Origin of the sequence: Burkholderia ubonensis subsp. mesacidophila (assembly GCF_002097715.1) — a bacterium.
In the GTDB taxonomy this organism is placed as follows: Bacteria; Pseudomonadota; Gammaproteobacteria; order Burkholderiales; family Burkholderiaceae; genus Burkholderia; species Burkholderia mesacidophila.
The window spans coordinates 2,185,437-2,197,275 of record NZ_CP020738.1 but is presented as its reverse complement, the minus strand read 5'-3'; the positions used below and the strand labels follow the sequence as shown (position 1 = coordinate 2,197,275).

At 71.5% G+C, this 11,839-nt stretch carries 13 protein-coding genes; all 13 read left to right on the top strand.

Annotated features, from left to right (window positions below; translation table 11 throughout):
• The first annotated feature begins 51 nt into the window (after positions 1–51).
• The 13 genes from B7P44_RS27220 to B7P44_RS27160 all read left to right on the top strand — a co-directional run bounded on the left by B7P44_RS27220 (position 52) and on the right by B7P44_RS27160 (position 11,829).
• Complete coding sequence (locus B7P44_RS27220; protein ID WP_231716719.1) at positions 52–1,845, top strand: DUF2341 domain-containing protein; 1,794 nt, start codon at positions 52–54, stop codon at positions 1,843–1,845.
• A 20-nt stretch (positions 1,846–1,865) separates the two neighbouring features.
• On the top strand, positions 1,866–2,276 hold the full coding sequence (locus B7P44_RS27215) for an ExbD/TolR family protein (protein WP_084909005.1): 411 nt from the start codon (positions 1,866–1,868) through the stop codon (positions 2,274–2,276).
• Between the two features lie 3 nt (positions 2,277–2,279).
• On the top strand, positions 2,280–2,978 hold the full coding sequence (locus B7P44_RS27210) for a TonB family protein (RefSeq protein WP_084909004.1): 699 nt from the start codon (positions 2,280–2,282) through the stop codon (positions 2,976–2,978).
• Between the two features lie 91 nt (positions 2,979–3,069).
• On the top strand, positions 3,070–4,875 hold the full coding sequence (locus B7P44_RS27205; RefSeq protein WP_084909003.1) for a putative porin: 1,806 nt from the start codon (positions 3,070–3,072) through the stop codon (positions 4,873–4,875).
• A 12-nt stretch (positions 4,876–4,887) separates the two neighbouring features.
• Positions 4,888–5,580, top strand: coding sequence for a hypothetical protein (locus B7P44_RS27200; RefSeq protein ID WP_084909002.1), 693 nt, complete (start codon positions 4,888–4,890; stop codon positions 5,578–5,580).
• A gap of 61 nt (positions 5,581–5,641) precedes the next feature.
• On the top strand, positions 5,642–6,235 hold the full coding sequence (locus tag B7P44_RS27195; protein ID WP_084909001.1) for a YbjN domain-containing protein: 594 nt from the start codon (positions 5,642–5,644) through the stop codon (positions 6,233–6,235).
• Positions 6,232–6,681 carry a hypothetical protein gene (locus B7P44_RS27190; RefSeq protein ID WP_084909000.1) on the top strand — a complete coding sequence of 150 codons (450 nt, stop codon included), beginning with the start codon at positions 6,232–6,234 and terminating at the stop codon, positions 6,679–6,681. The genes B7P44_RS27195 and B7P44_RS27190 overlap by 4 nt, the downstream gene beginning before the upstream one ends.
• Entirely contained in the window at positions 6,678–7,556 is an 879-nt protein-coding gene (locus tag B7P44_RS27185) for a peptidylprolyl isomerase (protein ID WP_407924023.1), read from the top strand. The genes B7P44_RS27190 and B7P44_RS27185 overlap by 4 nt, the downstream gene beginning before the upstream one ends.
• An 8-nt stretch (positions 7,557–7,564) precedes the next feature.
• Positions 7,565–8,380, top strand: coding sequence for a hypothetical protein (locus B7P44_RS27180; RefSeq protein ID WP_084908999.1), 816 nt, complete (start codon positions 7,565–7,567; stop codon positions 8,378–8,380).
• A gap of 41 nt (positions 8,381–8,421) precedes the next feature.
• Positions 8,422–8,793 (top strand): hypothetical protein, encoded by a 372-nt coding sequence (locus B7P44_RS27175; protein ID WP_231716717.1) that lies wholly within the window; start codon positions 8,422–8,424, stop codon positions 8,791–8,793.
• 86 nt (positions 8,794–8,879) lie between these two features.
• Positions 8,880–10,265 carry a Do family serine endopeptidase gene (locus B7P44_RS27170; protein ID WP_084910048.1) on the top strand — a complete coding sequence of 462 codons (1,386 nt, stop codon included), beginning with the start codon at positions 8,880–8,882 and terminating at the stop codon, positions 10,263–10,265.
• 263 nt (positions 10,266–10,528) lie between these two features.
• A complete protein-coding gene (locus B7P44_RS27165) occupies positions 10,529–11,005 on the top strand; it encodes a hypothetical protein (protein WP_084908997.1) in 477 nt (158 codons plus the stop codon).
• A 101-nt stretch (positions 11,006–11,106) separates the two neighbouring features.
• Positions 11,107–11,829 carry a S1 family peptidase gene (locus tag B7P44_RS27160; RefSeq protein ID WP_084908996.1) on the top strand — a complete coding sequence of 241 codons (723 nt, stop codon included), beginning with the start codon at positions 11,107–11,109 and terminating at the stop codon, positions 11,827–11,829.
• The last annotated feature ends 10 nt before the right edge of the window (positions 11,830–11,839 follow it).

The following is an 11,839-nucleotide window of genomic DNA, read 5'->3' as shown; positions in this document are numbered from 1 at the left end:
GCATCCGTGGAGCGGGGCGGCGCATTCGGGGAGTGGATCGTGAAGCGAGTGATGGGGTTACTGTTGGCGGCGATGCTGGGCGTGCTGCCCGGCATCGCGCATGCGTGGTGGCAGAACGACTGGTCGTACCGCAAGGCGATCACGATCGATGCCAGCGGCAAGGGCGCGAACCTGACGGAATCGGCGGGCCGCGTGCCGCTGCTGATCCGCCTGCATTCGGGCAATTTCCAGTTCGACGGGCCGGCCGACAACGGCGCGGACATCCGCTTCGTCGCCGCCGACGACAAGACGCCGCTCAACCATCACATCGAGCAGTACGACGCGATGCTCGGCGTCGCGCTGGTCTGGGTCGACATTCCGAAGCTGCCGGCGGGCGCGGCGGAGTCGATCTGGATGTACTACGGCAACAAGAAGGCGCCGGACGGCGGCAAGCCGGCCGAGACGTTCGACGCCGACTACACGCTCGTCTATCACTTCAACGGCGCGGCGGGCGCGCCGCCGAAGGACGCGACCGCGTATGCGAACAACGCGCAGAACGCGCCGTTCCGCAGCGTCGAGGACGGCATCGTCGGCAAGGGCGCGCAGTTCGACGGCAACGCGGCGCTGACCCTGCCGGCCAGCCCGTCGCTGAACGTCGCCGCGGGCGGCGGCTTCACGTTCAGCGCGTGGGTCAAGCCGTCGGCGCTCGCGCCGAACGCGCTGCTCTACAGCCGCCGCGACGGCGCGAACGCACTGCTGATCGGCCTCGACAACGGCGTGCCGTTCGCGCAGGTCGACGGCGCCTCCAGCAGTTCGGCGCCGGTGCGCACGCCGGCCGCCGCGCCGGTCGCCGCGAACCAGTGGACGCATCTGGCGGTGACGGCCGACGGCCGCAACCTGACCGTCTACGCGAACGGCAAGCAGGTCGCGCAGGTCGCCGCGGCGCTGCCGGCCCTGACGGGCGCGGCGGCGGTCGGCGCGGACGTCGCGGGTGCGCCGGCCGGCTTCGCGGGCTACTCGGGCGCGCTCGACGAGCTGCGCCTGTCGAAGGTCGCGCGCCCGGCCGCCGCGCTCGTGGTCGACGCGCTGTCGCAGGGCTCCGAATCGAAGCTCGTCGCGTACGGCAACGACGAGAAGCAGTCGGGCTTCGGCTTCGGCTACTTCGGCGTGATCGTGCAGTCGGTGACGGTCGACGCGTGGGTGGTGATCACGATCCTGATGGCGATGGCAGTCGTGTCGTGGGCGGTGATGTGGACGAAGGCGCGCTACGTCGGCATGGTCGACAAGGCCAACCACTACTTCGTGCAGCGCTTTCGCGAAGTCGCGGGCAAGCACCTGGTCGGCCTCGCGCACGTCGACGAACGCAGCGACGACGGCCGCCGCCTGAACCAGTCGTCGCTGTACCGCCTGTACCGGGCCGGCGTGCATGAAATCCACAGCCGCGTCGACGACAACGGCCGCACGGTGATCACGACCGAATCGATCGAGGCGATCCGCGCGTCGATGGACGCGACGCTCGTGCGCGAGAACCAGCGGCTGTCGAAGTCGATGGTGCTGCTGACGATCGCGATCTCGGGCGGCCCGTTCCTCGGCCTGCTCGGCACGGTGGTCGGCGTGATGATCACCTTCGCGGCGATCGCGGCCGCAGGCGACGTGAACGTCAACGCGATCGCGCCGGGTATCGCGGCCGCGCTGCTCGCGACGGTCACGGGCCTGTTCGTCGCGATTCCGGCGCTGTTCGGCTACAACTACCTGCTGATCCGCAACAAGAACGTGACCGCGAACATGCAGGTGTTCGTCGACGAATTCGTCACGCGCCTGGCCGAAGCGCATCGCTCGCCGGATCACGCGGTGCTGGCCGACTGAACGGACGCGGGGAGACCACCATGCAGGTTCAGGACGACGACAAGCCGTACGACGACATCAACATCACGCCGATGCTCGACCTCGCGTACGTGCTGCTGATCATCTTCATCATCATGACGACCGCGTCGGTGCAGGGCATCAAGGTGGACCTGCCGAAGGCGAGCTCGTCCGCCAGCCTCGCGAAGCCGAAGACGAAGGCGATCACGGTCGCGGATTCGGGGCAGATCTTCCTCGATGCGTACCCGGTGACGATGGACGAGCTCGAGAACCGGCTGCGCACCGAGAAGGCGACCCACCCGGAGTTCCCGATCGTGCTGAAGGGCGACGCGGCCGTGCAGTACCAGCGCGTGATGGACGTGCTCGACCTGCTGCGGCGCCTCGACCTGTCGCAGGTCGGTCTCGTGACCGGCAAGGCGAAACAGGGCGGCTAGGCGATGGAAATGACCTACAACGGCGGCGAGCCGCCCAAGGGGCCGGGCCGCTTCGTCAAGCCGGCCGTCATCGTGCTGGCGCTCGCGGGGCTCGTCGCGCTGGTCTGGCATTTCGCGAGCGACACCGCGGGCGTGAAGCGCGCGAGCGCGCCGCAGGTGACGACCGTGATTCCGCTGCCGCCGCCGCCTCCGCCGCCGAAGCAGAAGCCGCCGCCCGAAAAGGTGAAGGAGGAGGTGAAGACGCCGGTCGACAAGCCGACCGTCGCGCCAAAGCCTGCGGAAGCGCCGAAGCCGTCGGACAACCAGCCGAAGCAGATGACGATGAACGCGCCGGCGCAGGCCGGCACGGACAGCTTCAACATCGGCGCGGGCGACGGCTCGGGGATGGTCGGCAGCGGCGGCGGTGGCCGCTTCGGCAACGCGGGCTACGGGCAGTACATGAGCTATGTGCTGCAGCGCGCGATCGAGCAGGACAAGGGTGTGCAGGAGGTGGGCGGCGCGCGCTTCGCGGGCGTCCTGAACCTGTGGCTGGAGCCGTCCGGACGCATCGTGAAGGTGACGATCGCGCAGTCGACCGGCGACGCGAGGATCGACGCGGCCGTGGTCGCGGCGGTCGAGGCGCTCGGCAAGGTGGACGAGCCGCCGCCGCCCGCGGCCACCTATCCGGTGCACGTCAGGCTGCAGGGGCGCAAGCCCGCATGAAGCGGCGCCCGGCGCGCCGGTGAGCGTCATGGGGCAGGCCCGTCGCACGGGCTCTGCCGGAAGAGGAACGGCAATTGTTCGGGGTACTTTGATGATTCGGAAGATGAATGGACGGGGGAGCGAGCACCGGCGCGGCGTGATGCCCGCGCGCCTGACGCGCGTCGGCGCGGCGGTGCTCGCGTTCGGCGTGAGCTGCGCACATGCGCAGTCGCTCGACGCGCAGGCCGCGGCGGGCGGCGCGGCGCCGACGGAGAGCGTGGTGATCAACCTGATCAACCTGCTCGTCAAGCGCGGCGTGCTCACGCAGCAGAACGCAACCCAGCTGATCGGCGAGGCGCGCGCGGAAGCCGCGCAGGCGAGGGCCGCGCGGACCGCCGGCGGCGGGCGGGCGGCGGTCGCTAACGTACCGATGCCGCCGACGCAGCCGGGCGACGTCGCGGTGCCTTACGTGCCGCAGGTGGTGCGCGAGCAGATCCGCGACCAGGTCAAGCAGGAAGTGATCGCGCAGGCGAAGGCCGAGAACTGGGCGCAGCCGAACACGTTCCCGGACTGGGTGTCGCGCATCAAGCTCGACGGCGACATGCGCGTGCGCGACGAATACCACTTCTACGGCAGCGGCAACGCGAACAACGTGACGAACTTCGCCGCGATCAACCAGGGCGGCGGCTTCGACATCAACCCGAACACCAACACGACGCAGCTGCCGACGCAGAACACGACGCAAAACCGCAACAACCTGCTGCGCTACCGCGCGCGGCTCGGCGTGACGGCGACGCTGTCCGACGAGCTGACGGCAGGTCTCCAGCTCGCGAGCGGCAACGACAACGGGCCCGTGTCGACGACGGCCACCGCAGGCGGCGGCTTCGGGAAGAAGAACATCTGGCTGAGCAAGGCGTTCTTCGCGTACCGGCCGACGTCGTGGCTGAACCTGACGGCCGGCCGCTTCGACAATCCGTTCTTCAAGTCGGACCTGGTGTTCTCCGACGACCTGATGATGGACGGCATCGCCGCGAACCTGCGCCATGCGCTGCCGTGGAACCCGGACGTCACGCTGTTCGGCACGCTCGGCGTGTTCCCGATCCAGTACACGAGCGAGAACTTCCCGTCGAACAGCACCGAGAAAGCGGGCAGCGACACGAAGTGGATGATCGGCGCGCAGTTCGGCGCCGACTGGAAGATCAACGCGCAGAACCGGCTGAAGGGCGCGGTCGCGTACTACGACTTCCAGAACATGCGCGGCACGCTGTCGTCGCCGTGCGCGCTGTATCTCGGCGCGACGAGCTGCAGCACCGACAACGAGGCGCCGGCCTTCATGCAGGGCGGCAACACGCTGCTCGCGCTGCGCAACATCGTGCAGAACCCGAACCTCGCGCCGGGCATGACGCCGCAGCCGCAGCTGTTCGGTCTTGCGTACAACTACCGGCTGCTCGACCTGAAGGCGCAGTGGGATACCGTGGTCGCCGACCGCTTCAAGCTGCGGCTCGACGGCGAATACGTGCGCAACCTCGCGTACAACGAGAACAAGGCGTTCAGCGCGGCGTCGCTGCCGGTCAACAACTACGAGTCGACGTCGGTGAACGCGACGCGTGCCGACTACCGCAGCGGCCCGAACGGCTTCCTCGCGAAGGCGACGATCGGCGAGCCGGAGCCGCGCGCGAAGGGACAGTGGAATTTCTCGATCGCGTACAAGTACCTGCAGCCGGACGCCGTGCTCGACGCGTTCAACGATTCGGATTTCCACCTGGGTGGCACCAACGCGCGCGGCTACGTGATCGGCGCGGCCTACGCGGTGGCGCGCGATGCGTGGGTGTCGGCGCGCTACCTGAGCGCGAAGGAAGTGTACGGCCCGCCGGTGTCGATCGACGTGCTGCAGCTCGAGCTCAACGCCCGTTTCTGACCGGAGCCGCGGATGAAAACCACGCAACACGCGATCGTCGCGGCCGGCCTCGCCGGTGCGCTGCTGCTGGCCGCCGGCGGCGCCGGCGCGCAGAGCATCGAGGACAAGCTGCGCAGCCAATTGCGTTCGACCGCGCAGGAGTTGCGCCAGCTGCAGAACGGCCAGGCGCAGCTGCAGGCGGACAAGACGGCCGCCGAGCAGCAGCGCGACGACGCGCTCGCGCAGCTGAAGGCGGCGCAGGCGCAACTCGCGGCGGCCAAGGGGCAGTCGGGCGGCGAGGCGGCCGCGAAGCGCGCGCTCGCGCAGGAGCGGGCCGCGCGCGAGCAGGATGCGCAGGCGCTCGCGAAATACAAGGCGTCCTACGAGGACCTGCTGAGCGTGTCGCGTTCGCGCGATGCGCAGCATACGCAGCAGCAGGGCGAAATCCGCGCGCGTGACACGCAACTGAAAACCTGCGAGGCCCACAATGCGGAGCTGTATCGCGTGGGCCGCGAGATCCTCGATGCGTACGAGCATGTCGGCATCGGCACGCTGTTCGCATCGCGGCAACCGTTCGCGGCAGCGGCGCGCGTGAAGTACGACGACCTCGCGCAGCGTTACGGCGATGCGTTGTATGCGGGCAAGTACGACCCGGCCGCACGTGCGGCGAACCCGGCAAGCGCGAGCGCTGCCGCGGCTGCGTCGGCGCCCGCCGGCGCTCGGTGACGGAACGGGCCTTCCGTCGCGCGAGCGACCCGATCGATTCGTTGAAACAAGGAAGAGAGCCATGCTGGACAGCAAGATGGAAGCGTCGGGCGACCGCCCGGCACAGGATGCGCTGATCGATGCGATCGGCGTCGAGCAGCTCGCGGACGTGTTCCGCGACGCGGGCTATCGCGTGACCGCGACCGAGCAGAACGGCGCGGTGCAGCTGATGAGCGCGAGCCAGGGCGTCGGCTTCGCGGTGCGCTTCGGCAACCCCGCGCCGCCGCAGGGCGAGGACGCGGGTTCGTCGGTTGCACGCTACGTCGACTACACGCTCGGCTGCGTGCTGCAGGTGCAGGGCGACCTGCCCGCGCAGATGGTGGCCGACTGGAACCGCACCAAGCGCTTCGCGCGGCTCGCGAGCCACGGGCCGTTCCTCGCGCTGGAGATGGATGTGATCGTGGCGGGCGGGGTGTCCGGGCGCCACCTGCGTTCGACGATCGAGTTGTGGGACCGCATGGTCCAGGAATTCCTGCTGCACCTGCGTAACCGGCCGGCGTTCGCCGAGCAGGAAGCCGCCGCGCGTGCGGGCGGCGACGCGCCGGCGCAGCGCACGGGTAGCGACGCCCGGACCGACGACGCGGGGCAGGGTCGGGCGGAAGCCGCCGCGCGATGACCGGTGCCGGCCGGATCGGCGCGGCGCTGCGTGCGCTGCTGACACGCGGCCGGCCGGCGCAGCATGGCCCGGTGGCGGTCGGCGACGCGCCGCCCGCGTGGGTCGATTATGCGCAGCGCGTCGCGCAGCGGCTTGAAGCCGCGCTCGACGGCACCGAGGCGGCGGCATCCCGCTTTCGCGGGCATCTCGAACGTGAAGCGGCGCGCGGCGAGGGCGACGACGCGCCCCCGGTGGTGCGGCTGAAGGCATGGCTCGATCGGCGCGGCGGCATCGAGCGGATCGAGAGCGCACTGGCGTTCGCGCCGGACGTCGCCGCGGACCTGCGCTCGGCGCTGGTCGGCCGGCGGGTCGGCGCGCCGCCGCCGCGCGGGATGACGCAGCCGGTGGTCGTGCGGGTGCGCGTTGCGGTTCAGGACAGCAGTCAGACAGGACAGGAACGATCGTGAAGAACTTTGCAACGATGATGGGCGGTTTGCTGCTGAGCGTGCCGCTGATGGCAGCCGCGCAGGACGACGTGATCGCGAGCGCGGCCCAGGCGTCGGTCACGCAGTCGGACATTGCCGCGCTGCTCAAGGCGGCGGGCGACGAAGGGCGCACGCGGCTCGCGGCCGATCCCGCCGCGATGGACCAGGTGGTGCGCGCGACGCTCGCGCAGAAGGCCGTGCTCGCCGAGGCGAAGGCGAAGGGCTGGGACAAGCAGGCCGACGTGCAGTCGGCGATCGAGCAGGCGCGGCGCGACATCATCGCGCGCAGCTATCTCGCGTCGGTGAATGCGCCGCCGGCGGACTATCCGTCCGACGCCGAAATCCAGGCGGCATACGACAAGAACCGCGCGGCGTTCACCGTGCCGCGCGCGCTGCGCGTCGAGCAGATCTACCTCGCCGTCGCGCCCGACGCGGCCGCGGCGACCGTCGACAAGGCGCGCAAGCAGGCGGCGGACCTCGCGAACCGCGCGCGCGGCGGCGATTTCGCCGCGCTGGCGAAAGCGAACTCGCAGGAGGCCGCGAGCGCCGCGAACGGCGGCGACATGGGCTTCGTGCCCGAGACGATGCTGCTGCCCGCGGTGCGCCAGGCGGCCGACGCGCTGAAGCCGGGCCAGGTGTCCGCGCCGATCCGCACGGCCACCGGCTTTCACGTCGTGAAGCTGGTCGACACGCGGCCGGCGGCGGCGCGTCCGCTCGCGGACGTGAAGGAGCGCTTGCGCACGATGCTGCGCGCGCAACGCACGCAGCAGAACGCGCTGGCGTATCTCGCGAAGCTCGGCGGCGACGCGCCGATCAATGAAGACGCGCTGAAGAAGGCGCTCGCGGCCGCCCGATAGGCACGTCCATGACCGTCACCCGTTCCGCACCGAAACCCGATGTGGCCGACCCGCGCGCGCCCGGGCCGCCGAGCCCGGCGCCCGCGCGCGCCGTCGCCGCCAACGCGTGGCCCGGCGCGCCGGGCGCGCTGCCGTCGCACTGCCCGCTCTGTTTCGGCACGCTCGAGCCGATGCCGGGCATGCCGGGCCGCGCGCGCCACCGGAGCGCGCGGTGCTCGGCCCAATGCGTGCTGACGACCCGCCAGTACCAGCCGGACGAGATGGCGGTGCGCGGCGGCCGCGACGCGCGGGTGGCGGCGCGTCACCGCGAGCGCTTCGTCGCGAACTGGGAGCGGCATTACGCGCTGGTGCGGCGCATGTGGCCGGCGTTCACGATCGCGCGCTTCACGGCGGTGCTGGCCTGCGCGGACGTGCACGACCTGTGGTCGTATCCGTCGCTGCGCGACGACGACCTGGCGTCGGTGCTGCTCGTGCTGGCCGGCTTCATGCGGACGCCGGGGGCGCACGAGCCGGCGACTGGCGACCCGGCGCCGGCCGGCGTTTCGGCCCGCTGGGTGCGGTTCTGGTTCGACGCGAGCGTGCGGGATGCAGGGGACCTGTGGACGGCGGGCGCCGATGCGCCGCGGTTCTTCCGCGTCGACTACCGGGAACCGCAGGCGACGCCGTTTCCGACCGGCGCACAGGTGCTGGGCTGGCAGCAGATCGGCGGCGTGCGCGACGCATGGGCGCAGCAGCAGGGCGCACCCGTGCCGGCCGTCGAGGCGGCCGAGCGGGCGGCGTTTGCGCGTTTCGTCGCCCGCTCGAAGCGGCGCGACGCAATCTGACGACGGCCGCGACGAGGCCGCGAGCACCGAAGGAGGCAGGCATGGCCGGATGGCGGAAGTGGAGCATGGCATGGGGATGTGCGTTGCTGGCGGGCGCCGTGCATGCGCAGGCCGGTCGCCCGGCGGCGGCAGCAGGCAGCCAGCCGGGTTCGGCGGCGAAGCCCGTTTGTGTCGATGTCGAAGTGAACGGCGAGCGCGCACTGTCGTACGACTGCCTGAGCGCACAGCTCAAGCCGAAGGCGACGCCGCAGGCAGGCGCGTCGCAGACGGCCGCGGAGGGGCTCGCGACGGCGCCGTCGAACCGGCTCGGCACGTTCAACCTGTCGACGGAGCGCAACCGCTTCGGCACGAACTGGGGCAAGTCGGTGACGCCGCAGCGCCCGGCGCAGCCGGTCGCGGTGCCGCCGAAATGAGCTCGCGCGCGTCGTTCGCGCGTGAAACGACGAGGACGGGGATCGTGGAATCGGGTATCTGCAATCGGACGGTCGCGACGCTCGCGATGCTGGGCGCAATCGCGCTGACCGGTGCGGCCGCCGCAGCCGCCGCAGTCGAACGGCCGGTGCAGGCGGAGCTTGCCGCGACGCCGGCGGCTCTGCCTCAGCCGGCAGCGCCGAACTTCGCCGCGCTCGTCAAGCGCTATGGCGCGGCGGTCGTCAACATCAGCGTCACGCGCGAGGTGACGCAGCTGGTCATCCAGCTCCCGCCGGGCATCGGGCCGGACCATCCGCTCGCGCCGTTTCTCGCGCGCCGCGTGATCGGCAACCGCGAGGAGGTGAGCCTCGGCTCCGGGTTCATCGTCGGCGCGGACGGCGTGATCCTGACGAACCGGCACGTGGTCGGCGACGCGGCCGTGGTCGACGTGAAGCTGACCGACAAGCGGCAGTTCCGGGGGCGGGTGATCGGCAGCGATCCGCTGTCCGACGTCGCGGTGATCCGGATCGACGCGCGCAACCTGCCGACGGTCGTCACCGGCGATCCGGCGCGCACCGGGGTCGGCGACTGGGTGATGGCGATCGGTTCGCCGTACGGCTTCGCGAACACGGTCACGCAGGGCATCGTCAGCGCGAAGTCGCGCTCGCTGCCCGGCGAGCGTTACGTCCCGTTCATCCAGACCGACGTGCCGATCAATCCCGGCAATTCGGGCGGGCCGCTGTTCAGCCTCGATGGCCGCGTGATCGCGATCAACTCGATGATCTATTCGAAGACCGGCGGCTACCAGGGGCTCTCGTTCGCGATTCCGATCGACCTCGCGCTCGACGTGAAGGACCAGCTGCTGCGTACCGGCAAGGTCACGCGCGGACGGCTGGGCGTCGCGCTGCAGGAAGTCAGCGACGCGCTCGCGCGTTCGTTCGGCCTGCCGAATCCCGATGGCGCGCTGATCACGAATGTCGAGCCGGGCGGGCCCGGCGCGCAGGCCGGGCTGCAGGCCGGCGACGTGGTGATCGCGATCGACGGCAAGCCGGTCGCGGATTCGGCGGACCTGCTCGGCACCGTCGCGGGCATGCGGCCGGGGCATCGCGCGGAGCTGCTGGTGTGGCGCGCGGGGCAGGCGAATCACCTGCAGGCGGTGGTGGGGGCGTTCGACAGCGGCGTCGCGTCGAACGGCGACGCGCAGGCGCTGGCGCGATTCGGGCTCGCGTTGCGTCCGGCGAGCGAGCCCGAGCGGCGGCAGCTCGGCGTGAGCCAGGGGCTCGTGATCGAGCAGGCGGGCGGCCAGGCCGCCCGCGCGGGGCTGCGGGCCGGCGACGTCGTGCTGTCGGTCAACGGCGCGCCGCTCGCGAACGCCGGCGCGCTGATCGGCGAACTCGAGCGTGCGCGCGGCGCCATCGCGCTGCTGGTGCAGCGCGGCGGCGCGCGGCTGTACGTGCCGGTCGATCCGGGTTGACGGCGGGAACGGGACGGTGGGCGCGCGGCGCACTAACGGACAGGTAAGCGGACAGGCAAGCGGACAGGCAAGCGGACAGGCAAGCGGACAGGCAAGCGGACAGGCAAGCGGACAGGCAAGCGGACAGGCAAGCGGACAGGCAAGCGGACAGGTAAGCGGACAGGTAAGCGGACAGGTAAGCGGACAGGTAAGCGGACAGGTAAGCGGACAGGTAAGCGGACAGGTAAGCGGACAGGTAAGCGGACAGGCAAACAGGAATCCTCATGAAGCGAAACCAGGGGTATCGCGCGCGCGGCTGGGGCGCGGCGCTCGCCGTCGCATGGGCGCTCGTCGCGAGCGTGCCGGCGTACGCACAGACCGCCGACGTGCCGCAGCCGTGGATCAGCTATGCGCAGCTCGTCGGGCGGCAGTTCCAGGCGTGGCTCGAAGCCGACGGCGACGCGGCCGACCGGCTGCACCGGTATCTGGAGGACCGCGTGCTGCACGCGAGCGCCGATGCGCCGCCGCCCGCGATCGTCGTGCGCGCGTGGATCGGCGCGAGCGGCGCGGTCACGCGCGTCGAATTCGCGACGCTCGGCGACGCGAACGCCGATGCCGCGTTGCGGCAACTGCTGAGCGCCGGCCCGCTGGCCGAGCCGCCGCCGTCCGACATGCGCCAGCCGCTGCGCGTGCGCCTGCGGTTGACGCCGAATCCCGACGCGCCGGTCGCGGCTTCCGGGGCAACGGCGACTGCGCCGTGACGGGCGGCGCGCGTCGGCCGCGGGGGCTGTCGGCCCGCCACGGCGGCGCGAGGCCGGACTCGTGCGCGACGGCGGTGGTTCGGACGCGCAGGCGTCGCCGTATGTGCGTCGCGATGTCGGTCGCGCTGCTCGGCGGCGCGGGCGGCGCGTTCGCGCAGCAGCGGGACGCGGCGGCCGGTGCGCGGCCCGGTGTGCTGCTGGTCGAGGCGAACGCGACGGGCGTGTTCGTGAACGACGCCGGCGACGTGCTGACCGCGCGGCACGTCGTCGCCGCGTGCCGGAGCCTGTTCGTGATCAAGGATGCGCAGGTCGCGCGGGCCGACGTGAAGGCGATGAGCGCGGACCGGGATCTCGCGGTCGTTCGCAGCCGGATCCGGCCGCTGCTCGCCGCCAGCTTCGCGCGCACGCGATGGCATGACGCCCGGCCCGTCTTCGCCGCGGGCTACGAGGCGCTGCGGCGGATGCCCGATCCCGCGAGCGCGATCACCAACGGCCTCACGCGGCCGGACGCGCGAGCGGGCGGCCTGACGCTGATGCTGACCGCGGCCAACGGCGCGAGCGGCTCGGCCGTCCTCGACGCGGCCGGCCTCGTGATCGGGATCGTCACGGACCGCGCGGCGGTGGCGGGCGGCGATGCGCGCGCGGTGGCGACGCGCTCGGACGCGGCGCGCTTCGTGATCGCGGTGCCGGTGGACGCCGTGAAGGCGTTCCTGGCGGCCAGCGGCGTGCCGTACAGCGAGACCGACGCGCCGCAGCTCGAACCGATGCAGTCCCACGCGGCGCGCGCCGCGACGCTCGAAGCGGGGATCCTGTGCGGCGAGTGACCGGCATCGG